Origin of the sequence: Rhodococcus sp. EPR-147, assembly GCF_001647185.1 — a bacterium.
Classification (GTDB): domain Bacteria; phylum Actinomycetota; class Actinomycetes; order Mycobacteriales; family Mycobacteriaceae; genus Rhodococcoides.
Window position 1 is genome coordinate 1 of record NZ_LVCU01000006.1, and the last position, 26,848, is coordinate 26,848.

30 protein-coding genes and 1 pseudogene are annotated in these 26,848 nt (G+C 64.3%); 16 read left to right on the top strand and 15 right to left on the bottom strand.

What is annotated here, in order from left to right:
- Together A2J02_RS27985 and rraA are read left to right on the top strand one after the other, a co-directional pair.
- Positions 1-145 (top strand): annotated as a pseudogene (locus tag A2J02_RS27985) (DUF5313 family protein); the annotation flags it as partial.
- 24 nt (positions 146-169) lie between these two features.
- Positions 170-649 (top strand): ribonuclease E activity regulator RraA, encoded by a 480-nt coding sequence (gene rraA, locus A2J02_RS00215; protein WP_068045194.1) that lies wholly within the window; start codon positions 170-172, stop codon positions 647-649.
- 44 nt (positions 650-693) lie between these two features.
- On the opposite strand, the gene A2J02_RS00220 is transcribed toward rraA, so the two are convergent.
- On the bottom strand, positions 694-1,533 hold the full coding sequence (locus A2J02_RS00220; protein WP_068045197.1) for an alpha/beta fold hydrolase: 840 nt from the start codon (positions 1,531-1,533) through the stop codon (positions 694-696).
- Positions 1,534-1,634: 101 nt separating this feature from the next.
- On the opposite strand from A2J02_RS00220, the gene A2J02_RS00225 reads away from it, so the two are divergent.
- Positions 1,635-2,207, top strand: coding sequence for a TetR/AcrR family transcriptional regulator (locus A2J02_RS00225; RefSeq protein ID WP_068045200.1), 573 nt, complete (start codon positions 1,635-1,637; stop codon positions 2,205-2,207).
- A gap of 46 nt (positions 2,208-2,253) precedes the next feature.
- The gene (locus tag A2J02_RS00230) at positions 2,254-3,402 is read left to right on the top strand and encodes a serine hydrolase domain-containing protein (protein WP_068045202.1); all 1,149 of its coding nucleotides are present in this window, start codon (positions 2,254-2,256) and stop codon (positions 3,400-3,402) included.
- Between the two features lie 3 nt (positions 3,403-3,405).
- Here A2J02_RS00230 and A2J02_RS00235 read toward each other — a convergent pair whose 3' ends face one another.
- Positions 3,406-4,317 carry an aminotransferase class IV gene (locus A2J02_RS00235; protein ID WP_068045205.1) on the bottom strand — a complete coding sequence of 304 codons (912 nt, stop codon included), beginning with the start codon at positions 4,315-4,317 and terminating at the stop codon, positions 3,406-3,408.
- Between the two features lie 64 nt (positions 4,318-4,381).
- Between A2J02_RS00235 and A2J02_RS00240 the strand changes: the two genes are divergently transcribed.
- Together A2J02_RS00240 and A2J02_RS00245 are read left to right on the top strand one after the other, a co-directional pair.
- Positions 4,382-5,356, top strand: a complete 975-nt coding sequence (locus tag A2J02_RS00240; protein ID WP_156516018.1) for an aldo/keto reductase — start codon at positions 4,382-4,384, stop codon at positions 5,354-5,356.
- Entirely contained in the window at positions 5,343-5,795 is a 453-nt protein-coding gene (locus A2J02_RS00245) for a GNAT family N-acetyltransferase (protein WP_176460230.1), read from the top strand. Before A2J02_RS00240 ends, A2J02_RS00245 begins: the two co-directional genes overlap by 14 nt.
- Here A2J02_RS00245 and A2J02_RS00250 read toward each other — a convergent pair.
- The gene (locus tag A2J02_RS00250) at positions 5,777-6,025 is read right to left on the bottom strand and encodes a PLDc N-terminal domain-containing protein (protein WP_197477879.1); all 249 of its coding nucleotides are present in this window, start codon (positions 6,023-6,025) and stop codon (positions 5,777-5,779) included. The two genes, A2J02_RS00245 and A2J02_RS00250, sit on opposite strands and share 19 nt — an antisense overlap.
- Positions 6,026-6,279: 254 nt before the next feature.
- On the opposite strand from A2J02_RS00250, the gene A2J02_RS00255 reads away from it, so the two are divergent.
- Positions 6,280-7,095: a hypothetical protein gene (locus A2J02_RS00255; RefSeq protein ID WP_156516019.1), complete on the top strand. Its 816-nt coding sequence runs from the start codon at positions 6,280-6,282 to the stop codon at positions 7,093-7,095.
- Between the two features lie 57 nt (positions 7,096-7,152).
- Positions 7,153-7,308 carry a PLD nuclease N-terminal domain-containing protein gene (locus A2J02_RS00260; protein WP_231911388.1) on the top strand — a complete coding sequence of 52 codons (156 nt, stop codon included), beginning with the start codon at positions 7,153-7,155 and terminating at the stop codon, positions 7,306-7,308.
- A 216-nt stretch (positions 7,309-7,524) separates the two neighbouring features.
- On the opposite strand, the gene A2J02_RS00265 is transcribed toward A2J02_RS00260, so the two are convergent.
- The gene (locus A2J02_RS00265; protein ID WP_068045218.1) at positions 7,525-9,258 is read right to left on the bottom strand and encodes an HNH endonuclease signature motif containing protein; all 1,734 of its coding nucleotides are present in this window, start codon (positions 9,256-9,258) and stop codon (positions 7,525-7,527) included.
- A gap of 152 nt (positions 9,259-9,410) precedes the next feature.
- Between A2J02_RS00265 and A2J02_RS00270 the strand changes: the two genes are divergently transcribed.
- A complete protein-coding gene (locus tag A2J02_RS00270) occupies positions 9,411-9,989 on the top strand; it encodes a hypothetical protein (protein WP_231893648.1) in 579 nt (192 codons plus the stop codon).
- Complete coding sequence (locus A2J02_RS00275; RefSeq protein ID WP_068045222.1) at positions 9,986-10,573, top strand: hypothetical protein; 588 nt, start codon at positions 9,986-9,988, stop codon at positions 10,571-10,573. The genes A2J02_RS00270 and A2J02_RS00275 overlap by 4 nt, the downstream gene beginning before the upstream one ends.
- Positions 10,574-10,607: 34 nt before the next feature.
- Here A2J02_RS00275 and fmdA read toward each other — a convergent pair whose 3' ends face one another.
- The gene (gene fmdA, locus A2J02_RS00280) at positions 10,608-11,861 is read right to left on the bottom strand and encodes a formamidase (RefSeq protein ID WP_068045226.1); all 1,254 of its coding nucleotides are present in this window, start codon (positions 11,859-11,861) and stop codon (positions 10,608-10,610) included.
- 86 nt (positions 11,862-11,947) lie between these two features.
- On the opposite strand from fmdA, the gene A2J02_RS26995 reads away from it, so the two are divergent.
- From A2J02_RS26995 to A2J02_RS27995, 3 genes are read left to right on the top strand one after another with little or no spacing between them, the layout of a single operon-like run.
- Positions 11,948-12,289 (top strand): FmdB family zinc ribbon protein, encoded by a 342-nt coding sequence (locus A2J02_RS26995; protein WP_441344162.1) that lies wholly within the window; start codon positions 11,948-11,950, stop codon positions 12,287-12,289.
- A 42-nt stretch (positions 12,290-12,331) separates the two neighbouring features.
- Positions 12,332-12,805: a hypothetical protein gene (locus A2J02_RS27990; protein ID WP_197477880.1), complete on the top strand. Its 474-nt coding sequence runs from the start codon at positions 12,332-12,334 to the stop codon at positions 12,803-12,805.
- Positions 12,806-13,552, top strand: coding sequence for an FAD-binding domain-containing protein (locus tag A2J02_RS27995; protein WP_197477881.1), 747 nt, complete (start codon positions 12,806-12,808; stop codon positions 13,550-13,552).
- A 20-nt stretch (positions 13,553-13,572) separates the two neighbouring features.
- Here the strand turns inward: A2J02_RS27995 and A2J02_RS00290 are convergent, their stop codons facing one another.
- The 3 genes from A2J02_RS00290 to A2J02_RS00300 are packed head-to-tail and all read right to left on the bottom strand — an operon-like array spanning position 13,573 to position 16,264.
- Positions 13,573-14,346: a DUF4097 family beta strand repeat-containing protein gene (locus A2J02_RS00290; protein WP_068045231.1), complete on the bottom strand. Its 774-nt coding sequence runs from the start codon at positions 14,344-14,346 to the stop codon at positions 13,573-13,575.
- Entirely contained in the window at positions 14,343-14,999 is a 657-nt protein-coding gene (locus tag A2J02_RS00295; RefSeq protein ID WP_068045236.1) for a response regulator transcription factor, read from the bottom strand. The genes A2J02_RS00290 and A2J02_RS00295 overlap by 4 nt, the downstream gene beginning before the upstream one ends.
- Positions 14,990-16,264: a sensor histidine kinase gene (locus A2J02_RS00300; protein ID WP_082898539.1), complete on the bottom strand. Its 1,275-nt coding sequence runs from the start codon at positions 16,262-16,264 to the stop codon at positions 14,990-14,992. Before A2J02_RS00300 ends, A2J02_RS00295 begins: the two co-directional genes overlap by 10 nt.
- A gap of 135 nt (positions 16,265-16,399) precedes the next feature.
- On the opposite strand from A2J02_RS00300, the gene A2J02_RS00305 reads away from it, so the two are divergent.
- Positions 16,400-17,032, top strand: coding sequence for a DedA family protein (locus tag A2J02_RS00305; protein WP_068045239.1), 633 nt, complete (start codon positions 16,400-16,402; stop codon positions 17,030-17,032).
- A gap of 39 nt (positions 17,033-17,071) precedes the next feature.
- Positions 17,072-17,254 (top strand): hypothetical protein, encoded by a 183-nt coding sequence (locus A2J02_RS00310; protein WP_068045244.1) that lies wholly within the window; start codon positions 17,072-17,074, stop codon positions 17,252-17,254.
- On the opposite strand, the gene A2J02_RS00315 is transcribed toward A2J02_RS00310, so the two are convergent.
- From A2J02_RS00315 to A2J02_RS00350, 7 genes are all read right to left on the bottom strand, one after another.
- Positions 17,242-18,072, bottom strand: a complete 831-nt coding sequence (locus A2J02_RS00315) for a MerR family transcriptional regulator (protein ID WP_068045246.1) — start codon at positions 18,070-18,072, stop codon at positions 17,242-17,244. The two genes, A2J02_RS00310 and A2J02_RS00315, sit on opposite strands and share 13 nt — an antisense overlap.
- 266 nt (positions 18,073-18,338) lie before the next feature.
- Complete coding sequence (locus A2J02_RS00325; protein WP_068282101.1) at positions 18,339-19,463, bottom strand: hypothetical protein; 1,125 nt, start codon at positions 19,461-19,463, stop codon at positions 18,339-18,341.
- A 101-nt stretch (positions 19,464-19,564) separates the two neighbouring features.
- A complete protein-coding gene (locus tag A2J02_RS00330; protein ID WP_068045257.1) occupies positions 19,565-20,656 on the bottom strand; it encodes an ABC transporter ATP-binding protein in 1,092 nt (363 codons plus the stop codon).
- A 21-nt stretch (positions 20,657-20,677) separates the two neighbouring features.
- Complete coding sequence (gene galK / locus A2J02_RS00335) at positions 20,678-21,844, bottom strand: galactokinase (protein ID WP_068045260.1); 1,167 nt, start codon at positions 21,842-21,844, stop codon at positions 20,678-20,680.
- Positions 21,841-22,986 carry a galactose-1-phosphate uridylyltransferase gene (galT, locus tag A2J02_RS00340; protein WP_082899453.1) on the bottom strand — a complete coding sequence of 382 codons (1,146 nt, stop codon included), beginning with the start codon at positions 22,984-22,986 and terminating at the stop codon, positions 21,841-21,843. Before galT ends, galK begins: the two co-directional genes overlap by 4 nt.
- Positions 22,973-23,788, bottom strand: a complete 816-nt coding sequence (locus A2J02_RS00345; protein WP_068045263.1) for a DeoR/GlpR family DNA-binding transcription regulator — start codon at positions 23,786-23,788, stop codon at positions 22,973-22,975. Before A2J02_RS00345 ends, galT begins: the two co-directional genes overlap by 14 nt.
- The gene (locus A2J02_RS00350; RefSeq protein ID WP_068045267.1) at positions 23,788-25,821 is read right to left on the bottom strand and encodes a beta-galactosidase; all 2,034 of its coding nucleotides are present in this window, start codon (positions 25,819-25,821) and stop codon (positions 23,788-23,790) included. The genes A2J02_RS00345 and A2J02_RS00350 overlap by 1 nt, the downstream gene beginning before the upstream one ends.
- 211 nt (positions 25,822-26,032) lie before the next feature.
- On the opposite strand from A2J02_RS00350, the gene A2J02_RS00355 reads away from it, so the two are divergent.
- Positions 26,033-26,848: ABC transporter substrate-binding protein (locus A2J02_RS00355; RefSeq protein ID WP_156516020.1), on the top strand; the 816-nt coding region annotated here is incomplete at its 3' end.

A 26,848-nucleotide genomic window follows, 5' to 3' on the forward strand; every position in this document is an offset into this window, starting at 1 on the left:
CTACTTCTCGATCGCGCTGATGAACGTCTATCGGCGGCATCGTTTGCTGATCCACGGCCTCGACCCGCAGATGATCAACGCCAAGGCCCAGAGCCGGGTCGACCGCACTCGTGACGACTACGAACGGCGTCACGGCCGCGGTTGATGTGCGAGCGATAGTCTGTGCCGCATGACGTCACCTGTGGAATTCAAGGCAACAGCTGATCTGGCCGACGAGATCGGTCCCGATATCCGCAGTTGCGACACCCAGTTCATCCAGTTCGGCAAGCACACGGAGTTCGCGGGCCCCATCACCACCATTCGCTGCTTCCAGGACAATCTGCTGGTCAAGCAGACCCTGAGCGAGCCCGGCAACGGTGGCGTACTGGTGGTCGACGGCGATGCCAGCGTGCATACCGCGTTGGTCGGAGACATCATCGCCGGACGCGGCGTCACCAACGGTTGGGCGGGTGTCATCGTCAACGGTGCAGTGCGCGACTCCGCGATTCTGCGCACGCTCGAGATCGGCGTCAAGGCACTGGGCACCAACCCCCGCAAGAGCACTCAGACCGGCTCGGGCGAGAAGAACGTCCCGGTGAGGTTCGGCGGAGTGACCTTCAACCCGGGCGAGATCGTCTACAGCGACCACGACGGCGTCGTCGCGGTATAGCCCACGAACGGCGGCAGGCGTCGATGCCTGCCGCCGTGATGCTCCTACTTCACGAACGCGAGCAGCGCGTCGTTCACTTCCTGGAAGTGCGTCCACAGCAGCCCGTGCGGCGCGCCCTCGACCTCGACGTACGTCGCCTCCGGGAACACCTTGTGGAACTGCCGGCCCGTCGAATCGATCGGCAGGATGTTGTCGGCCGTGCCGTGCAGGATCAGCGTCGGCTTGCCCGATTCGCGCACCTTCTCCACGTCGCCGCGGAAATCCTCGAGCCAGGTGGGCACGACGGCGTAGGCAGCCACGGGCGCGCTGCCGGTCGCGGTGTTCCAGCTCGCACGGACCGCGGCCTCACTGATTCGGGTCCCGAGGTTCTCGTCGAGGTTGTAGAAGTCCTTGTAGAAACTGTCGAACCAGGCGAAGCGATCCTCGCGAGCGGCACTGTCGATGCCGTCGAACACCGACTGAGGAACGCCGGTGGGGTTGTCGTCGGTCTGCAGCAGGAACGGCTCGAGGGATGCCAGGAACGCGAACTTCGCGACGCGATCGGTGCCGTACTTCGCGGCGTATCGCGCGAGTTCACCTGTGCCCATCGAGAATCCGACCAGGATGACATCGTTCAGATCGAGCTCGGTCAGCACCTTGTCCAGGTCGGAGGCGAAGGTGTCGTAGTCGTATCCGACGGTCGGCTTGCTCGACTGACCGAATCCGCGGCGGTCGTAGGTGATCACGCGGTAGCCGGCGTCGAGCAACGCCCGCGACTGACGTTCCCAGGAGTTGCCGTCGAGCGGGTAGCCGTGGATGAGCACGACGGGCTGCCCGGTGCCGTGATCCTCGTAGTAGACCTCGACGGGGGTGGAGTTCTCGGTTCCGACGTTGATGTGCGCCATGATCCTGCCTTCCTGTGGTCCTGAGCCGAGCAGGAGAACGGTCGTTCTCTCCGCTGTGGACTACTGTAGAGAACGTTGGTTCTCTCGGCAAGGGGTAGACGATGACGAATACGGAACTCGGGCGGGACGACGTGGTCCGAGCAGCGGACGCGCTGTTCTACGCCCGCGGAATTCAGGCCGTCGGCATGGACGAACTGCGCACTGCGGCGGGCATCTCTCTCAAACGCATGTACTCCCTGTTCCCGTCGAAGACCGCCATCGTGGCCGAGGTTCTTCGCGGGCGCACCCGCCAGTGGAACGACGGCATCCATGCCGAAGCCGCCGTTCACGAGTCTCCGAGAGAGAAGCTGCTGTCGATCTTCGACTTCCTGGACCACTGGTTTCGCGAGGACGACTTTCGCGGTTGTGCGTTCATCAACTCCTTCGGCGAATTGGGCGCAACCATGCCCGAGGTCGCCGACGCCGCGCATCAGCACAAGAAGAACTTCATCGAGTACGTCACCCGATTGGCCGTCGAAGCCGGCTGCGCACCGACCGTCGGACTGCAGATCGCGTTGCTCGCCGAGGGCGCTCAAACCACGGCGGCCATCACCGAACTGGCCGAATCTGCCGCTGCGGCAAAGACTGCGGCCGAGGTTCTGCTGGATTCGAGCGCGGGCCGAGCCAATCACTGACATTTGACACTGAAATTCTTCGCGGGGCGGCGTTAGCGTCGAAGACATGAGCAAGCTACGAATCCTCGCCGCCCTCACAGTGTCGACGTCCCTGCTGGTCAGTGGGTGCTCCACATCCGACGAGCCGTCAGCCGTCGAGTCGAGCACCACCACGCCCTCGATCGGAAGCATCAGAACCGACGACGTCCAAGCGGCCTTGGACGCCATGGTCGACGCCGGGTCCGTCGCCGCTGTGGCGCAGGTACGTGACGGCGAGGATTCATGGTCGGGAGCCGCAGGCCTGGTCGAACGCGACGGCACCGAGGCCGCGTCCGCCGACGACCCGGTCCGCATTGCCAGCGTCACCAAGGCGATGGTTGCTGCCGTCGTGCTTCAGCTCGTGGACGAGGGGAAGCTCGAGCTCGATCAGCAGGTCGACGAGTTGCTTCCCGGCCTGCTCCCGAGGGCGGTGACCGTTCGCCAGCTACTCGACCACACCAGCGGCGTTCCCGACTACTTCACCGGATTCGACTCGGCGGACCAGATCGCCGCGCGGGCGAATGATGCCGTCACCGACGACGAGCTGATCGCCCAGGCTGTGGCCATGCCCTGGGCGAGCGAGCCCGGTCAGGAGTTCAGCTACGCCAACACCAACTACGTCCTGCTCGGGAAGATCATCGCCGACTTGGACGGCAAGTCCATCGGACAGTCGTTGCAGGACAGGATCTTCGATCACCTGGAAATGACCGACACGGCGTACCCCACCGATTCCACGCTCGACCCCGACGCGTTGCACGGCTACGTGCTGGAGAACGGAACCTACACCGACGTCACCGAGTACGACGCCAGCATCTGGTCGGCGGGGGCGGCAGTGGTCTCCACCGTGGCCGACATGAACACCTTCTTCAGAGGGCTGTTCGACGGCACGCTCATCCCGCAGAACCTGATCGACGAAATGCAGGTCGTGACGCCGTCCACGTACGGACTCGGCCTGCTGCTCGGCGGAGACGCGTGCAACCCGGGCTCGGGCGAGCTCGTGTTCGGCAACCGCGGCAACGGCTTCGGTTACCGCACCTACGCGTTCTCGAGCCCGGACGGTCAGCGTCAGGTATCGCTGGCCTGGACCACGGCGGGGCCGAACCCGGCCGCCGATCCACTCGAGCAGCCGGCCGCCGAAGCGTTGATCGCCGGACTCACCTCGACCTGCCCGGCGTAGAACTCACAGCACGCTCACCCAGCCGTGCACCTCGTCGCCGGTGAGCGCGGCCTGGTGTCGCTTACGCAGAGTCAGCGTCACCGGGCCGGTTTCCTTGGTTCCTAGTGCGCGACCGTCGATTTCGTACACCGGAGCAACTCCGGCCGAGGTGCCGCAGACGAACACCTCGTCGGCGATGTACAGCTCGGTGAGATCGACCGTCCGCTCCTGAACCGTCAGCCCTTCCTCGCGCGCCAAAGTCAGAATGGTCCGACGGTTGATGCCGTCGAGAATGTCGCTGGTGACGTCCGGGGTCACGAGTACGCCGTTCCGGACGAGAAATATGTTCGCGGCACTGAGTTCGCACACATGGCCGTTGATGTCGAGGAAGATGCAGTCGTCGAAGCCACTGTCGATCGCATCCTGTTTGGCGAGAACAGAATTGACGTATGCACCGTTGACTTTGGCGCGCGATGGAATGGCGTTGTCGGGGATTCGACGCCACACACTCGTCTTCAACCGCATGCCGTCCTGCGGGACAATTGGATTGGCGTCGTACAGAAAGATCGACACCGTGGTGTGCAGCCCGCGCACCCGTGTTCCGGGGATCGATTCGTCCACGTGAACGGTGGCTCGGACGTAGACCTCGGTCGTCGGGGCGTTGGCGTCGACCACGTCGCGCGTTGCCTGTAGGAACCGCTCGAACGTCCACTGCGACGCGAACGTGTCGATGCCGATGATCTTGCAGGACTCGACCAGTCGCTGGTAGTGATCGAGCAACCGGAACGCAGTACGCCGGTCACCGTCCACCTGCACGGGAAAGACGGTGTAGACACTGAGCCCGTACAGAACGGCCGAGGTCGCTACTCCGAGCGTCGCATCCTGCGCCTCGACCAAACGGTCGCCGAAATACACCTTCGAGTGTGGAAGAGCCATGCGGCGATGCTAGTCGCCCGGCAAGTCCGAGCGACAACACATTTCTCGTCGTATGGTCGAGTTCATGAGCGCACGAACAGTACAGACCCGGACCCTGTGGAACGACGGCCCCGAGGTGGGTGCCATCGGCCTGGGGTGCATGGGAATGACCTGGGCATACAAGGCCGACGACCGGACGGAAAGCCCCGATCACGTCATCGGGCACGCCCTGGACCTGGGTGTGAATTTCATCGACACGGCCGATGTGTACGGACCGTTCACCAACGAGGAGGTCGTCGGCACAGCCATCGGTAGCCGACGTGACGAGGTGATCCTCGCGACCAAGGGCGGTCTCGAATCTCATATCGGCGACGCCGGAGAACCCGTCATTTCGGGCCCCAACGGCAAGCCCGAGCACCTGCGTTCGGCGATCGACGATTCGCTCCGCCGCCTGGGCGTCGATCACATCGATCTGTACTACCTGCATCGCCCGGATCCCGAGGTGGACGTCGAAGACAGCATCGGCGCGATGGCCGAGGCCGTGCAGGCCGGAAAGGTTCGCGCACTGGGGGTCTCGGAGTTCACCGTCGAGCAGCTCGATCGGGCCCAGCAGGTGCATCCGATCTCCGCCGTGCAGTCCGAACTGTCACTGTGGACGCGCGACCACCTCGAGACCTCCCTGAAGTGGACGCAAGACAACGGTGCGGCATTCGTGCCTTTCTCACCGTTGGGCCGCGGCTTCCTGACCGGCAACTTTCGCGGAACCACACCTGCCGCAGACGATTTCCGTTCACGATTGCCTCGCTTCAGCCACGACAACCTCGATGCCAATCTCGTGATCGTCGACGCCATCGCGGCGGTCGCCGACGAGCTCGGTGCGACGCCTGCGCAGGTGGCCCTGGCGTGGGTTCTGGCGCAGGGTGAACATGTGGTCCCGATTCCCGGCACCCGGCGCACGTCGCGTCTGGACGAGAATGCAGGAGCGGCCGAGTTGACCTTGAGCGCCGATCACCTCGCTGCACTCGACGCTTTGCCGGCTCCCGCTGGTGGTCGCTATTGAGATCGTCGGTGTCGACCCTGCCGCCGACTTCGGCCTCGCTGAGCAGATTCTCGCAGTGCAGAAGAGTTCGTATGCGGTCGAAGCAAAACTGATCGGCGACAGCAGGATTCCGCTGCTGCACGAGTCGGTGGACGATCTGTGCGCCGCACACGTTTATTGGCTCGTCGCGCGAGAAGGTCACGAAATCCTCGGTGCCGCTGCATGGTCCGAGGCGGAGATCGATCGCCTGGTGGTGGCTCCACATGCACATCGCCGGGGCATCGGACGCGGTTTGGTGGACGTGATGCTGGATTCGATTGTGGGACAACGTGTGCAAGTGGCTACCGGACGGGACAATGCGCCGGCCCGCAGATTGTACGAATCACTCGGCTTCGTACACACCGAAGATCAAGAAGTACTGCCGGGACTGTGGCTGGCTCGCTACGAACTCGTTCGCTGATCGTTGTCGGAGTTGCGCGGGCGAGCGACGAACCAGATCAGTGCACCGGTTATCGGCATCAGCAATACAAATACGCCCCACCAGAATTTCGCGCCCCTACGCGACTGAGTGCTGCGAAGTATCGACATACACGCAACAACGACGAGCACCAGCCACAACACGACCATGGACATCCAGGCAAGGTCGAACGCCAGCGGAAGTGTGGGATTGACCTCGGCGCTGATTCTCACCCGACTCCCTTCGACTCCGAACTCCACCTTGTCGAGTTCGATCGCATTAGGCTGCGGCCATGACCGCGTGGATCGAAGTGCTCACGGCTATGACAAGTGAATCGAACATACCGTTGCGCGGCACTATCGAGGAAGTCTACGAAGCGGGCAGCCCCGAGTCCTTTCGTCACGGATTCGCCTACAGCGGAACGCCACCCGTTCTGATCCGGCCCGAAGACAGCTGTCGGGTGTGGCGATCCGGGCGAAGAACCCGCGTGGAACGCATCGACGGCAGTCCCATCTTCATCAGCGACGGCACGCGCGCCTGGGACTTCACGGGCCCGGCCGACCGGCCTCGCGTCGGCCCACTCGGCAGAGTGATCTACCTCGGGCCCAGCCAATTCTTGTTGCAACAACGCAGTACCGCCGAATGGGCCGGCAACGAGTTCGCCCAACCCACCGGGCCGGTGGAGACGGTCGAGTTCGCCGGGCGCAAGTGTTGGACGGTTCGGTTGGCTCCGCCGGAGGACAAGCCGTATCCGCTCCGAATCTGGGTCGACGTCGAGTCCGGCTTCATCCTGGGTGACCGCATCGACGAAGTCGGAATCGGTTCGCAGTTCGTCGAACTCGCAGTGGGCGAACCGATCGACGAGGCGTTGTTCGCCTGGGACGGGCCCGCATACACCACCGAGGAGTACCAGAAACTGCTCGAGGACGAGTCGAGGGCATTGCGTCACGAGCACGTCCAGTGGTTCACCGACCAGGTGGCATCGACGCCACTGACCGTCCGCGCGCCTTTGGATTTCACTCCCGAGGACGTTCGCATCGCCGATAACGGGGGCTTCGACACCAGTTCTCGCAGAACGTTCCTGGGTCGCCGTCCCCGCAGCGACGAGGGATGGGCACCAGTGTGGAGGGTGACGCACTATGTGTGGTCCACGCAGGACTGGGACTGGGCGGCCGGAGCGTTCGACACGGAGTTGGATGATGCTGCAATCCTCGAATTGCAGCAATCGTTGCACCCAGGGGATCCGGTGGACCGTGGTCGGCGAGTCGCGGTACGTCGCGATTATCTGCGCGGAACCGACTGAGTTCCGTCTCGACAGATGACCTCTACCGGTATCGCTATCGCGCTTGCCCTGTTCACCATGGCTGTTTTCTCGATCGTCCGTGACCGCTACATGGGGTTCTTTGCCAAGTTGGCATGGATTCTCGTTGCGTTCGTTCTGCCCATCATCGGGCCGATCCTGTGGTTCACAATCGGTAAGCGGTATTCCTACGGGCCGAGCGGCGGCAACGGCTAGCCGCCGCTAGTGACCGAGTGCGCTCCTGAGATCGACATTCACCAGATGGCTTGCCTGAGCGCGCAACCATTCGATCGTCTGCAGACTCGGCGTAGGTGCGTGAGCCAGCAGCGTCCATCGGAGCTGGGTATTCGGTCGTAAATCGAACTGCACCAGCACTTCCGGCGGGTTGTGCTGACTACAGGCAGGGCTGTGCCCTGACACTGGTGTGGGTCGTCAGGCGGGTTGTCGTGGTTCCTCGTCCCCGGGGTCGCCGTGCTGGTCGGGTGGATACAGCACTTCCTCGGGGTGGTGCGCGTGATTGATCAGCCCACGCCTGCGTGGGTCCATCCCCGCCGGTGGGTGCCACAGGGTGCGACCCGGATAGCGATGTGCTGCTCCGGTTTTGGTGGTCGACCACTTTCCTGGTCCGGTGCCGACGAGTGCGTGGTGCATGTCGCAGCCGAAGGTCAACCCGTCGATATCGGTGTTGCCGCCGTCGATCCAGTCGTCGACATGATGGGCCTGGCACCACGTTGCCGGCCGGGTGCAGGAGGGGAAGCTGCAGCCACGGTCTCGGGCGATGAGCACGATGCGTTGGTCTGCGGAGGCGATGCGTTTCGATCGACCCAGATAGAGGGCTCTGCCGTCGTCGTCGAAGATCGTCAGGTAGTGGTGTGCATGGGAAGCCATGCGGATGGCGTCGCGGATCGAGACGCGGGATCCGGTACCGGTCATGGCGTAGCCGCAGCCGGCTTCGAGATCCTTCAGGGTCATGGTGACGATGGCGGTGACGGGCAGCCCGCGGTGGGTGCCGAGGGTCCCGGACGCCAAGACCTGCCGCAGCGCCAGTTTCACGGCGTCGTGATGGCGTTCGCGTTGACTGCGGAAATCCCGAGCCGCGGCAGCGTCCCGTGCTGCTGTATCCGGTCCGTCGGTCTCGGTATCGGTTGGAGAGGAGTCGTCCGACTCAGCGGTGTCATCGGTGTCCTCTGGCTCTGTGCCGCAGCCACAATCGATACCCTCGCCACCGCAACCGCCGTCACCATCGCAGCCGGTGTCGTCCCACAACCCGGCATCACTTGCCCCTGCATCGCTGGATGTCGGGTCGGGCTTCGACGCAGCAGATTCCTCACCCTTTTCGCTCTCGTGAACGACTGATGTGGGATCGGCAGGATTGTTCACGCCCGGTTTCGCGGCTTTGGAGAACAGAGCCTCGAGGTAGGCGCGTAGTTCGGGGTCGACGCAGAATTTTCCTTCCGACATACCGTCCGCGCCTTGCTCGCCGAGGTAGAAGAACGCATCCCTGCGTTTGCGCGGCTTCGGTTTTCCGTCTTCGTCTTCGTCTTCATCGTCGTCGTGATCGCCGTCCGGGTTGAGGATCGAGTCCAGGTGCGCCACCAACGGCGCGAAGTTGTCGGGGCGTCTGGTCGAGGCGTAGCCCACCAACTGCTCTTCGGCGAGATCGCGGGTCTGAGGATCGACGTCCTTGGGTAGGTGTTTGAAGAACTCGCGGATCATCTGCACGTGCTTGGCATCGAGCAACCCGGCCCGTAATGCTTCGGCGGTGTGCGGCAGCAACGGCGGCAGAACTTCACCGGCGAACGAGGTGCGATCCCCCAACTCCGCAGCCAGTCGTACCCGAGCACCCGCTGCTCGTGGGGTGATCCGCAGCATCCACGCCACCGAGGACGGGACCGAGCCCGGATACACGTCGAGGCCGTGCTGAGAGATCAGCTCGTTCAGCCAGGTGTACGAGTACGCCGACAAGGATCGGTTCACCGTCTCCATGCGTTGGATCACCGCACGCCGATCGGCGTTCGTCCACGACACCGACGCCCGCCCCGCCAACTCGGCAACCGCGGACTCCACCCGGTCCACCAGCGCCGACAGTTCGGGATCGGACACCTCAGGGGCAGGCGGCACCGTCTCGATGCCGTCCACCCCTGATCCGCCGTCCCCCGAAAGCATGAACAGAATCTACCGCGACCCACCGACAAGTTTCGAACATGCGTTCCCGTTGCGGTCGATCCGTAGATCCGTAGCGTGGTGCCGTGTGCACTGGAGAAGTTCACGGTGCTCATGGCCGATAAAGACCGAAACGAGAAGGACACACATTGACCGTGAGGGCGTCCAGCGACCCTTCGGCCGCCGATTGGCTCGTCCATGCAAAGCGTGATTGGTGGGACCTCGCCGTCCGAGGTCCGCTGGGTTACGCGAGCTATGCGCGGCTACGATTCATTCCCGATCCGACGCACCCCGGCCAGCGCGAGGGCGAAGCAGACGTTCCGTACGACGACCGTTCGGAGACCGAACAATTGGCGGCTGTCGTCGCTACGCTGACGAAGCACACTACGACGCCGGAGGACTGCTATTTCTGCGTCTGGGAGGGATGGGGCGGTCTCGAGGTTCATGGTGCTGCTCGAATTGCACTCCCGGAACGAGAAGCCTTTCTGTTCAGGGGACCTGCGCTGGATCTGCTGCAGTGGGAGCAGGCGCTCGATCCCACGGGTCCCGAGGGTTTGCCGATTCCCTCGTTCGTCTGGCCCGCCGACCGCTCGTGGTGCATTGCCAACGACGTCGATCCTCACTTCGCCACCATCGGTGCCAGTTCGTCGGCGATCAAGGATGTTCTCGCCGACCGTCGTGTCGATACGGTTGCCGACGATCCTGACCGTCCGCAACCCGGCTACAGCTATTGAGCACCTGCCACAAGGAATGGTCGAACGACGATCTCCAACAGAATGTCTCGGAAGCGCAGTCGGTTGACTACAACCTCGACGGCCTCGCCACAACCACAGTGGGCTCGCTGGTCCCCACTGTGTTCGACGCCTATGCCCGTGTCCTGTATCCCCTACGTGCCAAAACGACCCAGCATGCGTCGTCGAAAACCATTGCGCCCTGGCGTGATCAGCTGGAATCCATCATCGAAGTACTCGCTCGAAGCACGACAACGCCGGATGAGTGCTGGTTCGCCGTCTGGGAAGGCAACACAGCACTCGACGACATTCGCGCGACGGCACCGACCGCAACCATCGCCGGTTACGGCTATTTCCTGTTGAAGGGACCGGTCTCACGCGCAGCGGACACACTCGAGGGATTGTCACCGAATCTGTGGTGGCCCACCGATCACACATGGTGCGTGGCTCAGCACTTCGACTTCCCCTGCGCGTACCTCGGAGGCAGCGCAGAAACCGTCGCCGACATTCTCGCGCTAACCGAGCCCGAATCGCGAACGGTCCGCGTCAATCAGAACATCACTGCGGGATACGACGAGAGCCACTAGCCATTCGGCGACAAATCTCGACCACCGCGCTGTGTCAGAACTGAGCCCTCGGCGCTCCCATTCCCGGGTCGATTTGGAATGGTCCGCTGGCAGAAGGTGCTATCGGGAAGTCGAAGATCGCGGTGGGGATGTATACGGTGGCACAGGAATTGGGGATGTCCACCACGCCGGACAGGCGTCCTTCGATCGGGGCCGATCCCAGCAGCAGGTATGCCTGCTCGGGGCTGTAGCCGAACTTGGTGAGGTAGTCGATCGCGTGCATGCATGCGTTCTGGTACGACAGGTCGGAGTCCAGATACTTCTGCTCACCGTCGACGGTCACCGAAATGCCCGAGAACGCAATCCATTCCGAGTACTGCGGTGCCGTGTTGCCGGGCATGAAGATCGCGTTCTCGCTCACCCCGTAGGTCTCCATGCCACCCTTGATGAGGTCGACGTGCAGGTCCATGAAGCCGCCCATCTCGATGGCTCCACAGAACGTGATCTCTCCGTCTCCCTGCGAGAAGTGCAGGTCGCCGAAGGACAGCTTCGCCCCGGGCACGAACACCGGATAGAAGACGCGAGTGCCCTTGGTGAGGTTCTTGATGTCCTGATTTCCGCCGTTCTCGCGGGGCGGTGCCGTGCGCGCGGCTTCACCTGCGACACGGGAGAATTCGTCGCCGCTCAGTGATCCGAGAATCGCCCCGTCGAGTTCTGGGGCAAGTGCCAGTGGCGGAACACGATTGGGGTCGGTAGCGATCAAGGCACCTTCACGGGCGTTCCACTTCGCCAACAACTGAGCCGATGGCGCAGTCCCCATGAGGCCGGGATGGGTGATGCCGGTGTACTTCACGTGCGGAACGTGACGAGATGTGGTGGTCTGCCCCGAGAAATCCCAGATTGCCTTGTACGCGTCCGGGAATCGATCGGTGAGGAACCCGCCGCCGTTCTCCTTGGCGAAGATTCCCGTGTAACCCCAGCCCTGACCGGCCAGCGGACCCGAATCCTCCTGCGGGATCGGCCCTACGTCGAGGATATCGACGATCAACAGGTCGCCGGGCTCGGCTCCCTCGATGTGGAACGGCCCGGACAGTGTGTGCACGTTGTCGAGCGGCGCATTCAGAATGTCCTCGGCGGAATCGTCGTTGTGGATGGCCCCGTCGAACCATTCGCGGCAGTGGGCTCGAAAAGATGTGCCGGGTTTGACCGTGACCGCCGCCGGAATGTCGGGATGCCATCGGTTGTGGCCGACGATCTCCTGTTCGGTGAAGCTCTTCGTCGAGTCGAGCGGAAACAGCAGTTCGGGCACTGAACACCTCCGGTTGCGCGGATTCCCCTGCCTCGATCATTGCACCGTCGTGGCGCATCCGGCCGCATATGGCATGTAAATCTTGTATGACGTTGTGCCGGAACGTCGCTGATGCGACATCTAACGCTACCCTCGGATACGTGCCCACCTACAGCTTCCGCTGCGCACAGCGTTGCGCCCCCGTCGAGCAGCGATTCTCCATGGCCGACGTGCCCTCGGAGGTGCCGTGTCCGGCATGCGGGCAGGCGGCAGCCCGAAAGATCTCCTCACCCGTTCTCGGTAGAGGAAACAGCGCTGCGATGCAAGCGCACGATGCCGCCCGCGCCACTGCGGACACGCCCGCCGTCGTCTCGTCCGTACCTCACCAGGGGAGGGCGGCGACAAGAACGACATCGAACCCGCTTCATCGACGCCTGCCGCGACCCTGACCCCCGCGTTTCCCTTTCCTCCCGACGGGGAAGTCCGACGGCATGTCCGAGCTACCTCCTCCCCCATCCATCGCCGACGGTGCCGCCACCGATGACGTCGTCGCCTGGGTTGCCGAGCACCTGGGCGATCTGGCTCGCGAGGGGGCGGACGGGGTCACTGCCGGTGCCATTCGAGGTGGACAGTCCGCTGCCGATACCGCGTTGGCCGGACTCGACATCACCGGCTATGCCCGTGATCGAAGCACGGTCCTGCCGGTGAATCGCCGAGGTGCGAGCCGCATGTCGCCGTACATCCGTCACGGGCTGCTGACTCTGCGCGAAGTGTGGGACGCGGTCGCCGACGCTCCCTCCCGCGACCGCTCCCGCTACCGCGACGAATTGATGTGGCAGGAATATGCTCGCCACCTCTATGCACGGGTCGGAACAGAACTGGGGCAGTCCCTGCGCCGCGAACAGCCACGACCGCAGGGCTGGACCGCGCAGCCGTGGCCCGAGGAGATGAACTGCATGTCTTAGGTGGTCGGTGAATTGCACGACGACGGCTGGCTCGTCAATCAAACTCGCATGTGGCTGGCGTCCCAGTGGGCAGTCCGCGCCGGTGCAACGTGGCGCGATGGCGAGGACGAGATGTTCGCTCACCTACTCGACGGCTCTCGCGCCGCCAATCGCCTCGGCTGGCAGTGGACCGTCGGCACCGGAAGCGGCAAAGTGTACGGCTTCAGTCGATGGCAGGTGAACAAGCGAGCACCGTCCCTGTGCCGCAACTGCGCACTGAACGATGCGTGCCCCATCGAGAATTGGCCCGACGACGATCTCGGCCCCGCGGTCGACGGCCCGGATCTGAACAAGGCTCCGATTCCCGCCGGTCCTGCTCACGTGGAAGGACAAGGCGCAGAACAAGTGTGGATCACAGCAGAGTCGCTCGGCACCGCAGACCCGGCCCTGGCAGCGCAGCCCGATCGAGCTGCCGTGTTCGTGTTCGACGAACCACTGCTGCGGAAACTGCGGCTCTCCGGCAAAAGGCTGGTCTTTCTTGCCGAGACGCTCGGTGAGATCGCGTCGACCCGCCCGTTGGAGGTGCGCCGCGGTCGAGTGGCCGACGAACTCTCCGAGCGCGCCGTGGCCACCACCTGGGCGCCCGTTCCCGGCTTCTCCCGCATCGCCGACGCCGTGGCCCCGGTCGAGTTGCATCCGTGGCCGTGGCTGGTGCGTCCCACCACGTCCTCGGTCAGATCGTTCAGCGCGTGGCGTCGGAGTCATTGAACAGCAGTCACTGACCGAAACTATCTCCGCTGCAACGAAATCCGGCCGTCTTCACTGGTGATCGACACCGACCTCGGGGAATTCGGATCGTCGACGACGTCGATGTCGACATCTCCTTTCTCCGACGTCGCCTCGACGTCGTAGAAATCGGCTGCCGGCAGTTCGATCGTGCTGTCGCCCTGCATGTTCTGTACACGGACCGAGTCCGGTGGCACCCTCGAATCCAGGGCGACCCGACCGAACGTCGTGTCCACCTCGACTGCCGACACAGCTGCGTCGGTGATGTCGACGTCACCGAATCCGGTGGTGATGTCCAGGGTTCCGGCAGATCCCCGAGCTGTCACGGATCCCGCGGACGTGGACACCGATGCCTGCACGTCCACGTCGGAGAGCTCCACGTCGCCTGCTGCTGCGTCGATGTCGAGAATCGAGCCGGCGGGTACCCGTAGTTCGAGGCCGATGTCGCAGCTGCCTCGCTTGCGGTAGGAACACTCCACAGCGATCGTCGAGCCGTCGTCACTGATGTCGACCGTCGGGGTATCCCCTCGGTAGGACCCGTCGGCCCGTACGTGCAGGTCCGAGTCGGGGCTCATGGACACCGACACCTTGGCGAATCTGGTTGTGACGGAGAGATTGTTCCCGACGATCGCCGTATAGGCGGAGTAATCGAAAGACTGCATCTTCGGCGTGGTGAAGCCGACAGCGAGGGTGGCCGTCGTGGCCGCTCCTGCGGTACCCACCACTACGACGGCAACCGACACGGCGACAGCAGTGCGCCACAGAACTTTTCTCACTGAATCGCTCCCAGATATCGCAGGACGGCCATGACACGGCGGTGATCGGCGCTGTCTCCGAGCAGCCCGAGCTTGGCGAAGATGTTTCCGATGTGCTTCTCCACGGCTGCTTGACCGACCACCAGAGCAGCGGCAATTCCGGCGTTCGACTTGCCTTCGGCCATGGCGGTCAACACTTCCCGCTCGCGTGGGGTCAGCGAATCGAGTGGATCCGATCGTGGGGCCCGAGCCAGAATCTGCTGCACCACTTCTGGATCGATGACCGTGCCACCGGTGGCAACGGTCCGGACGGCATCGGCGAATTCGTCCACGTCGGCTACCCGGTCCTTCAACAGGTAGCCGACGCCGTCCGTGCTCTGCCGAATGAGCTCGGCCGCGTACCGTTCCTCCACGTACTGCGAGAGCACGAGAACCCCTACAGCGGGCCACCGTTGGCGAATGACCAGCGCTGCACGCAGACCTTCGTCCAGGAAGGTGGGCGGCATGCGTACATCTACCACACAGACATCGGGAAGCGGATCGGCAGCGGACATGGCCGCGAGCAGTTCCGACGCGTCGGCCACCTTGCCGATCACGTCGGCTCCGGTATCGGTCAGCAGGCGAGCGACGCCCTCTCGCAACAGAACCGAATCGTCGGCGATGATCACTCGCACGGGATGCTCACCTCGAGCCGCGTCGGGCCACCGGACGGCGACGTGATGGACAGGGTTCCGTCGATTCCGCTGAGCCTGTCCTCGAGCCCGGCCAGGCCGCCTCCTGGTGCCGGATGCGCTCCGCCACAACCGTCGTCGACCACCGTTACCCGCACTGCGGACTCGACTCTCGAGACGTCCACTCGGACGTGGTCGGCCTTCGCGTGCTTGCTCACGTTGGTCAGGGCCTCCGAGACGACGAAGTAGACCGTCGACTCGACGGTGGCGTCCGGGCGTCGATCACCGGAAAGGGCCGGGTCTATCCGGAACGTCACCGGTACCGTGCACAACGCCGCGACGGACGACAGTGCGGCGTCGAGTCCACGGTCGGTCAGGATCGGCGGATGCAGACCGCGGGTGAGGGTGCGGATCTCGCCGATCGCGTTCTTTGCTTCTCGGTGTGCGTCGTCCAGCAGTTCTTTCAACACCGCGTCCTCGCTCGCAGAGACACGCGACTTCGCCTGCCCCAGTGACATCGCCACCGAAACGAGCCGCTGCTGGGCCCCATCGTGCAGATCGCGTTCGATGCGACGGCGTTCGGCATCCGCAGCGTCGACGACACGAGCTCGACTCACCGTCAATTCGTCCACTCTCCTACTGGACTCCGATCGGCCGAGAAGGGCTGCGGCACTCCACCAGTCGAGTCGCGCCAGGGCGGTGAGCAGCAGCGGAACTCCCGCAACGAAGGTCACCAAAGACGCGAAACCGACCAACGCGACGAACGGATAGCCCACCCGCTCGCCGATTTCGAGCTGATCGGCGACCGGATTCGACACGATCCAGGCGACCGGGGCCAGCGCGAGAACCGGCAGGGCCACGAAGAGCGCCGGCAGCAAGAACAGCAGAACAGCCGAGACCGGAATACGGATGAGCCAGTAGCACAACGACTTCCACAATCCGATGTCGCGAAGGCACCAGACGAACTTGCGCCAACTGGTCGGGTACACGGTCACTTCGGGGCCCTCGATGGCAATTCCACCGGTGAAACCGATCCCGGCGCGCGCTGCACGGTCCATCCACTTGAGCGCCACTATCGTCAGCGCGAAGACGAGCACCCCGCTGAGCGCAAACGGCAGTGCGCACACCGCCAGTATCAGCAGGCCCAGGATCATCCAACCGCCCAGTCCGGCAACCGTCGATGCCAGCAACGACGCCACCGCAAGCCACCAGTGCGGCGATATCCACGCCCTGAGTGGATTCACGGGAATCGGTAGAGCCTCGTTCATGCGGATCAGCCTAAGTCGGGTGTCGTCGGCTTGTCCGCAGTGTGAACCCACGGCCCGAGGTAGGGCTGGCCCTACCGTCGATCCGTGGGTCGATCGTGGTGTTTTCCGTGCCACGGTCGACCAGATTCGACAGGTATGAACCTGAACATCCTCGATGTGGACCGGTTGTCGTCCGTGCCCGTATGGGTCGTCTTCGCCGTCGTATTCGTGCTGCTGGCGTTCGAGTCCGCGTCGTTGCTCGGTCTCTTCACACCAGGAAACAGCGTCCCGATCACGCTCGGGGTGCTGACGTCGATCGGCGTCGTACCGTGGCTCCCTGCCGTCGTCACCGCCGCGGTCGCGTCGAGCCTGGGGGCGCAGTGGGCGTTCTGGCACGGTCGCCGCACCGGCACGGTGTTGGGTCTCGGGCGCGCGGAGTCGGCACTGCCCGCTGCGGTGACCAGGGTTGTCCACGGGCTGGCCACACACGCACGTTCACGACCACGCGCCGTCGCCACTGCCGGTCACCTCATCGGGGGTGTCCGCACCATCACGCCCCGACTCGTCGCGACCTCCTCACTGCGGCATCGCGAATACATGGTGCTCACCCTGCTGGCCGCTGTCGTGTGGGCAGGTGTGCTGGTGTCGGCCGGAGCATGGCTGGGCGACCGGACCATCATCAGGACCGCCCTGGGATACGCCTGGATTCCGGCCCTGACGATCATGATCGCGACCCAGCTCAGGCGTCGAACACGCTCGTCTTCTCCCGAATTTGTCGGAGCCCGGTGATATCAAGGATGTAGAGAGAGACGACAGAAAGGGATTCGCATGTCCGCACGCTTCGATACCTGCCACGGCACACTCGTGATCCACGCGGTCGGCGGTGCGGAGTGCACGGAGCCGGACTGCGTGGACCTCGAGTACGTCCGCCACTTCCTGGTGCTCGAGTGCGAGGAGGTCACCGGCGGCTGCCAGTGCACCGCCCTCGTGGAGTTCGCTCAGGCGTCCTGACGTCGAACCACCGGCTGCTGCAGCTCGGTGACCCAGTTCTCCTGCGGCTGTGGCTCCGATACCAGGTAGTACTCGCGGCAGATGCCGGAGAGTTCGTAGCCGTTGGCCTCGATCCACGCCATGAACTGTTCCCACGTCTCAGCGATCGTGGCCATCGAACCGTGGTGAACGGTGGTCACCGCGAGTTCGACGGGCGGAAGTTCACGAACCTCGAAGCCCTCACCCGAAACGACCTCAGGTGTCACCTCGAATGCGGCATGCACGGTGATGCCGCTGCCGTCCCCGTCGTCGACGGCCTCGTACATGGCGATCGACGACGGCCCGAACGTCACGCCGTACCCAGCGAGCGTCTGGGCGAGTCGGGCGTACATCGGGCCGATGACCGGGCCGATGTTCTCGGGCCCGAACCCGGCGGCGGTCTCGGTGACGAGAGCAACACGGGTGGGTGGCAACGACTTGGTGTCCACGGTGATCATCGAAATCCCTTCGGTGTGGGAGAGACGCGCATCGATGCGACGCAGACGGGCGGCATCGAGATCGAGTCGACGCGCGACATCGTCACGCTTCGCGGCGAGCATCTCGCGTAGCCGATCATCATCGACCTGGCCGTGCACGATCTGCGTCACCTCGTCGAGCCTGAATCCGAGGTCCTTGAACATGAGAATGCGTCCCAGAACCTCGAACTGTGAACCGTCGTACGAGCGATAGCCCGTGAACGGATCCACCCGTGCCGGCGTCAACAGCCCGATCTCGTCGTAATGCCGAAGCATGCGAACCGACACCCGGCCGATCGATGCGAACTCTCCAATGCTGAACATGACCCTCCGAGGTTCTCGTCTCACACAGTGTGAGGGTCAAGAGCGCAAAATCGGGTGCACTGGACCGCGGTGAGCGCGGTCAGCTGCACCCGATTCTTCAGGGCACGGAAATCGAGAAGCGAACCGCCGACCCCGGACAGGCGACCCGCTCGCCCACACTCGGCGTGAGCCTCCCGCCAGGCGGCGGCGAAGTCATCGGAGGGAACGACGAGATGCACCGGCAGACGGTAGCACCGGATCGAGGCGCACCCCGATCCGACGTCTGTTCATCGAGGGGTGATGGAACCGAGGAACGAGGTGGTCCAGATGGCCGAGTTTGCCGATCCTGCAGCATCGTTCGTCGGAACCAGACCGTTGAGTGTCACCTGGCCGCCGGTCAGGCCGAGAGCAGGCTGCGGCGGCAAGGTGAAGCCGCAGGACTGCTGCACGGTGCCCGGCTCGATCGGCAGATCGATACGACGGCACTGTCCGGTGGACGTGGCCGTGAGCGCAGGCGTGACACCGTAGCTCGTGATGCTCAACGACGCGCCGAAATCCGGAGACGACGGATTCTGGTAGCAGATCGATGCTGTGGCTGCGACGTCCGCGGAGGGCTCGGTCGATGCCGCGCCGGTGGCGGCGTCCACCGACACCGCGTGAATCTCCGTCGTGCGCACTCCACCCGGGCATGCGGGAGTGCTTCCGGTCGAGACCGAGTTCACCTCGCGCCCGACGCTGTACTTCACCGAACCCGTCGGTTGCGGTGTTCCCGCAACGGGTTCCGGAACGGGAGCAGTCCCTTCACCGAGTGTGTAGAGCGTCCACAGCGAGCCGGTGCGTCCGTCCGGCAGGCGAAGCGGGTTGGCGATCGAGTTGCTGGTCGCGACACCGCCGATGACCCCGGAATCGTTGGGGTTCACTCGCAGAACACAATCGACGGCCGCGCGACCGGGCAACCCGATCATGAACTCGATCCCGCACGGCCCGTACATCGACAACTCGCCCAGTCCGGGGGCTGTCAGTGCGCCCCACTGGTCGAGGAAGGCCTGGCCGTCGACGGTCGGGCCGTCGCACACGTAGATCGGTCCGACGTTCTGAGCCGTGGGGTTCTGCAAGAAGCCCGTCGACGGGTCGTTGGTGAAGGTGTACATCCGCGCGTCGAGGCGCTCGACCACGGTCAACGAATGCGGGGAGCCGAAGTAATCGTTGCACGCCGCGTTGTCCTCCGCGGTCGGACGCTGGCCGCTGTCGACGGTACGGAAAACGCTGAAGTGACCCGGCCCGTTGTCGATGGACCCCATGATGGTCGCTGGTGCCGGACTCGGCGCAGGATCGGCCGAGACCGTAGCGATCGGATACAACGCGACCGCCACTGCAGACACCACGACGCCGCGCAACCACTTCTTCGACACTTCGTATCCCCCGGAAAAATAGTGGATCCGCAATTGGTGCAGATCGGACTCACCCCGCCGAGGAGACTAACGCAACAGCCGTTGAGAAGCGAGAGGTGGCCCTAGGGGCGCAGGTTCAATCCTGTTGTCGTCGAGAAGTAGTGCACGGTCTCGGCGCGCGGAGCGAGTCGGAGGACATCGCCCTGCGACGGGGTTGCGATATCGGGGATGCGCGCGACGATCTGTGCCCCGACGTCGCCGAGATTCGACGCGTCCTCGACGGTCCGGCCGTAGATGTAGGCGTCCGCACCGAGTTCCTCGACGACATCGACGACGATGTCCGTTCCGGACTCGGAGAGCGTCCACGCTTCCGGTCGCACGCCCATCGTCACGCGGCTGCCGTCGATCCGGTCGGCGATGGCGCGCTCGATGGGGACCGACAGCGAGCCCAGCTTCGCGGCTCGGGCGACCACGTCCACCTCGAACAGATTCATCGCGGGAGAGCCGATGAACCCGGCGACGAATGCGTTGACCGGGCGCTCGTACAGCTCCTTCGGGCTGGCACACTGCTGTAGCACACCGGCTTTCATGATCGCCACGCGATCACCCATCGTCATGGCCTCGACCTGATCGTGGGTGACGTAGACCGTGGTGGTGCCGAGCCTGCGCTGCAGCAACGAAATCTGCGTGCGAGTCTGAACGCGGAGCTTGGCGTCGAGGTTGGACAGCGGCTCGTCCATGAGGAAGACCTGCGGGTTCCGCACGATCGCGCGGCCCATCGCGACGCGCTGACGCTGACCGCCGGAGAGCGCCTTGGGTTTACGGCCGAGGTAGTCGGTGAGGTCGAGAATCTTCGCCGCTTCCTCGACGCGTCGGCCCACTTCGGCCTTGTCCATGCCGGCGATCTGCAGTGCGAAGCCCATGTTCTTGGCGACGGTCATGTGCGGGTACAGCGCGTAGTTCTGGAACACCATCGCGATGTCGCGTTCCTTGGGTGCCAGCGAGGTGACGTCGCGATCGCCGATCTTGATGGCACCGTAGTCGACGTCCTCGAGCCCGGCGAGCATGCGCAACGAGGTGGACTTTCCGCAGCCGGACGGACCGACGAGAACCAGAAACTCGCCGTCCTCGATGGCGAGGTCCAACGATTCGACCGCCGCGACGTCCGATCCCGGATAGAGCTTGGTCGCTCCTTCGTACGTGACCTGTGCCATGGGAGTACTCCTTTGTCGAGGTTAGAAGAATCGATGCGCGGAGCCGGAGGGCTCGGCGGTCAGAAAAGTGGGTTCCGGCAGTTCGGATCGTGCTGCGCTGGTAGCGATCTCGTCCGCAACAGCCTGGACCAACTCCGAGGGAACCAGCGCAATGGCAGAGCCGCCGAATCCCCCGCCGGTCATCCGGGCCCCGTATGCACCCGCGCGCAGCGCCGCATCGACCGCACTGTCCAGCTCCGGTGAGCTGACCTCGTAGTCGTCTCGCAAGGACGCGTGCGAGGCCGTCATCAACTCACCGAGTTCGGCTCCTGCGGTGCCGCGGTCGAGCAGTTCGGCGGCCTCCTCCACTCGGCGAATTTCGCTGATCACGTGGCGAACTCGCGCGATCAGGGCGTCGTCGACGAGTCCCGACACCGCCTTGTCGAGATCGAGACCGCGCAGCGTCGTCACCCCCAATTCGGCGTACGCGGTGTCCAGCGCCTTCCGGCGTTCTCCGTACTGACCGTCGACCAACCGATGCGGCGCATTGGTGTCGATCACCAGCAACCGAGTTCCCGACGCGGCGAGATCGAGGGGTATCTGACGCGTCGAACCGTCGAGACAGTCGAGTAGCAGCGCATGTCCCGACTGGGCCGACATCGCGATGTTCTGATCCATGCCTCCGGTCGACGCACCGGCGATCTCGTTCTCGGCCCGAATACTGGCGTCGATCAACACTTTCCGATCGACCTGCACATCGAAGAGGTCGTCGAGCGCCAGCGCGAACGAGCATTCGAGGGCCGCCGAGCTCGACAACCCCGAGCCCACCGGTACCGAGGAGTGCACGGCCACATCGACTCCGCCGACGCCGTGAACCTGCAGTGCCCAGGACACACCTGCCACGTACGCGGCCCAACCCGACGGCGTGCCCGGACCGATCTCCGCGAGCTCACCCGTCCACGACTCGTCGGTATGTGTCGATACGGCGCGCATCACAGTGTCCTCGCGGCGCCGGACAGCGACTGCGGTTGCGTACGGCAGCGCGAACGGCAACACGAGTCCGCCTGCGTAATCGATGTGCTCACCGATGAGATTGACGCGTCCGGGAGCGATCCAGACGCCATCGGGTTCGCCGCCGAATGCACTGCGGAACAACGCCGCTGCTGCGTCGGCGAGATCCTCCTCGGGCACCACCTCGAGCCAATTCATGCCAGCACCTCGCGCAGGCGATCGGCGATCCGCTCGGGCGTGGTGTCGTTGACCCACGCGCCCATCGCCGATTCCGACCCGGCCAGAAACTTCATCCTGCCCGGTGAGCGCATCATCGAAAACAGTTGCAGATGCAGACGTCCCAGTTCGCGATCGGCTCCGACGGGGGCCTGATGCCACGCCGAGATGTACGGCACTTCGTCGACGCCTTCGAAGAATGCATCGACGCCGCGCAGCAGCTCGCGGTAGACCCCGGCCAGCTCGTCTCGCTCGGCACCGTTCAACTCGGCCAGGTCCGCCACGTCACGACGAGGAGCGAGATGTACCTCGACGGGCCAGCGCGACGCCGCCGGGACGTACGCGACCCAGTGTTCGACGTCGACGACGATGCGTCGACCCGAACGCAGCTCGGCCGCGAGTACATCGGCGAGCAGGACTCGACCGGTGCGCTCGAAGTGTGTGCGCGACTGTCGCATCATCGCGTCGGTGCGGGGCGGGAGATAGGGGTAGGCGTAGATCTGACCGTGCGGGTGCGTCAGCGTGACGCCGATTTCCTTTCCGCGGTTCTCGAAGAAGAAGACCTGCTGCACACCGGGGACAGCCGAGAGGGCAGCCGTACGGTCGGCCCAGACGTCGATGATGGTGCGGACGCGAGAGAGCTCCAACGACACGAAGGAGGCGTCGGGATCACTGGCGAAACAGATCACCTCGCAGCGTCCGGTGCCTGGCGCGAGCGGCCACAGCGCCTCGCCGTCCACCTCGCTCGGAAGCGTCTGTTGTGCAGCAGTTTCGGACAGTGATGGGAACCGGTTCTCGAACACCACCACGTCGTAGTCCGCAGCTGGAATCTCTGTCGCCGGCCTGTCGGGGCGGCTCGGTGCCAACGGCGACGCGTCGGCCGGGGGCAGGAACGTGCGGTCCATTCGCTGCGCCGCGATGACGATCCAGTCGCCTGTGAGGACGTCGAATCGCATCTGCGACTGCGACATCGACGGTGAGAGAGCGCGGGTATCGACCAAGTCTCGGGTGGCTCCGCCGGAGACGTAGGGCTCGGTGTCGTCGTAGTAGATCAGCTCGCGGCCGTCGGCCAGAGTGGTCGACGTCTTGCGCAGTGCGTGCTTCGTGGCGTCATGCGCGGTCATCGAGTACTCGTTCCTCGTTCGTGTCGACGGGTCCTCCGGCGATCACCACGTCGTCGACCACCTCGGACAACGCGTCCTGCACGCCGGGGTCGAGCCCGGCATCGGTGACGAACACGTCGACGCGGGAGAGCGGGATGGTGTTGGCGAGCGCGCGGACGCCCCATTTGGTGTGGTCGGCCAGCACGATGACGCGTCGGGACGATGCCACCAGCGCCTGATTGGTCTGTGCTTCCATCAGATTGGGGCAGGTGAGCCCTGATTCGATGTCCACTCCGTGCGTTCCGAGGAACAGCATGTCCAGGTGGATGCTCTGCAACGCGCTGACGGTGAGTGGTCCGACCAGCGCATAGGAGGGCGTGCGTTGTCCGCCGGTGAGCAGGACGGTCTGATCCGTTCGGCCACCGGTGTGGAAGACCTCGGCGACGGGAAGCGAATTGGTGACGACGGTGATGTCCGGGATGTCGAGTAGTTCCTGAGCGAGCGCGTGAGTCGTGGTACCGCCGGAGATGCCGATGGAGGTCCCCGGTCGCACGAACCGAGCTGCGGCCTTGGCTATGTCCGCCTTGGCATCTCGATCCAGTTCGGACTTCGCGGAGAAGCCCGGCTCGAACACGCTCGCCGATCGTGGCAGCGTGACACCGCCGTGCACCCGCTCGACCAGACCGCGAGCCACCAGTTCGTTGATGTCGCGTCGAATGGTCATGTCCGACACCGACAGTGCAGTTCCCAGATCGGCGACCTTGACCGCACCCTGCGCCGTCACCTGGTCGAGGATCTTCTGCTGACGCTGATGGGCGAGCATCAGCTGTTCTCGGCAATCACTGCACTACCGCCGGCAGCCACGATCAGCTCGCCGTCGACGTGTGCGCCGCTGACCAGATCGGTACCGGTGGCCGGCACACTCACCTTGTCGCTTCCGTGGTTGAGCACGAACAGCCAGGACTGCTCCCCCGCCGAGCGCCGCACGATCTCCACATCGGATCCCAGATCTCGTCGAGTCTCGATACCGGCTGCACCGCAGAGCTTGTCGGTCAGTGCAGCCCAGCCGACTGCGTCGGGAACGGTGGCCGCATACCAGGCAGCGCCGGTGCCGACGGCCCGCTTCGTCAGCGCGGGCACACCGCGCAGATGGCCCCTGGTGTGGCGCGCCAGCACGTCGACATCCTCGGATGCGGTGAGATATTCACTCCAGATCTCACCGACGGTCTCGTCGTCGAGGGGCAGGGTCTCGCCCTCGGCGAGCGGGAAGAACTCTTCGACGCGGACTCCGAGCAACTCGCGGAAGGCTCCCGGGTAGCCGCCGAGTCGCACGTGGTCGTCCTCGTCGGCGATTCCCGAGAAAGCAGTGACGAGCACCTGCGCACCCGCCTCGGCCGCGTCGGCGATCCGCGCAGCGGTCTCGTCACTGCACAGGTACAGGGCCGGAACCACGATCACGTCGTAGTCGCTCAGGTCCGTCGACGACGGGACGACATCGCAGGTCACGCCTGCGGAGGTGAACCCGTGATGGGCGCGGCGGGCAATCTCCATGGGCTGCATCGCCATCGACGGATGGCCCTCTTGTTCGCACGCCCACTGCGAGGCCCAGTCGAAGAGCACGGCGACCCGAGCGTCGACGGTGCTGCCTGCCACCGGGGCCATGCGACGCAGTGCCGCACCGAGTTCGACGACCTCACGCCACCGGGCGGAGTCCTCGCCCGCGTGCGGCACCAATGCGGAGTGGAATTTCTCCGCTCCGGCCTTGGAGGCGCGGAACTGGAAGTAGGCGATGCCGTCTGCTCCACGTGCCATGTGCGCCAGCGAGTTCCGCATCATCTCACCGGGCACCTTGGCGCGGTTGATGTGCTGCCAGTTGACGGCGCTGGTGGAATGTTCCATCAACAACCAGGGTCGACGCCCCGCGACGCCGCGGGTGAGGTCAGCCGAGAACGAAAGCTTGTGATGCGCTGCGGCGTCGCCGGTCTCGGGACCGACGAGGTAGTGATCGGTGGAGACGATGTCCTGCTCGGGGGCCCAGGACGCGTAGTCCATGTTGCCGGCGAGCGCGGGTCCCTGCCCCATACCCACCATGAAGTTGGTGGTGACCGGCACGTCGGGGGTGATGCGGTTCAGCACTGCCTTCTCGGCGCGGTACTGCTCGAGGAGCGCGTCGGAGCAGAAACGGCGCCAGTCGAGTTGGTGCGTGGGATTACCGAACGTGGTGCTCACCGATGGGGGAACGATCTCGTCCCAGTCGCTGTACCGCTGGCTCCAGAAGTCGGTGCCCCACGCGGTGTTGAGGGTTTCGAGGTCGATGTACTTGGCGCTGAGCCATTCCCGGAACGCGTGCGCGCTGTCGTCGGAGTAGCACAGGGCGTTGTGGCACCCGAGTTCGTTGGAGACGTGCCACATCGCGAGCGCGGGGTGCTCGCCGTAACGATGGGCCATCTTCTCGACCAGTACCAGTGAATGTTCGCGGTACACAGCGGAACTGGGGCTCCACGTCTGACGGCTGCCGATGGCGTAGCGGTAGCCGCGCTCGTCGACCGGACGCATCTGCGGGTACGCAGTGGCCAACCACGGCGGCGGCGACGCGGTGGCCGTGGCCAGGTCCACGCGAATGTCGCCCTGGTGCATCAGATCCATGACGCGATCGAGCCACTCGAAGTCCCACGTCGTGGCGGTCGGCTGCAGACGAGCCCAGGAGAACACACCGACGGTCACGAAGTCGACACCGGCCTCGTGCATCAGTTCGACGTCACGTCGCCAGACGTCCTCGGGCCACTGCTCGGGGTTGTAGTCGCCCCCGAAGGAGATTCCCTGGGTCGGCCAGGTGCTGCGTCGCGCTGTGTCCATGCTCACAATATGAACGAGACGTCCTCAGATGTCAACATGAATGAACATTTTCTTACTGATGCTGGTGAGCAGGCCTCGAAGAGCTTGACAGACGCCGTGGCGTCGTGTTTCTGTAACCTGCATCACCCCGAACGTTCAGACGAGTACCGCGGAACGCACAGCGGAATGTTCACTTCTGATCGTTATCGATATTTTCCGTCGAAGGACTCTCATGAACCCACACGAGTGGCCGCGTACCTGGCAGCCGTCCCGGCGCGACTTCCTCAGGTCTGCGCTCGTCGCCGCCGGTGCGATCACCGCAGGTGGCGTGCTGTCGTCGTGTTCGAGCAGTCTCGATCCCAACACGATCACGCTCGGCTCACGGCTGTCGGACAAGAACTCCAAGGTCGGCGTCGAAGATGTCGTCGCCATGTATCGGCAGCAGACCGGTGGCGACATCCGCGTCAACACCGTCGACTCGACGTCGTTCCAGGAGAACGTCAACAACTACCTCCAGGGCACGCCCGACGACGTGTTCACCTGGATGGGCGGCTATCGAATGAAGTACTTCGCAGACAAGGGTCTGGTGGAGGACGTCTCGAGCGTGTGGGCGAGCAACGGCGGCGGATACAGCGACTCCTTCAAGGAGAACTCGACCGGATCCGACGGCAATCAGTATCTGATTCCGTTTTTCTACTACCCGTGGGCCGTGTTCTACCGCCCGAGCCTGTGGGCCGAGCGCGGGTACGAACCGCCCAGGACCTACGACCAGTGGGTCACCCTGAGCAAGCAGATGCAGGCCGACGGCGTCACCCCGATCGGCTTCGGTGCACGTGACGGATGGCCGCCGATGGGGACGTTCGACTATCTGAACCTGCGCCTCAACGGAGTCGACTTCCACCGCACCCTGCTGGCCGGTGACGTCAGCTGGACCGACAATCGAGTCCGCACCGTATTCGACACGTGGCGTGAGCTTCTGCCGTTCCATCAGCCACAACCGCTGGGTCGAAAGATCGCCGACGCTCAGACGGCGTTGCTCAACAAGAGC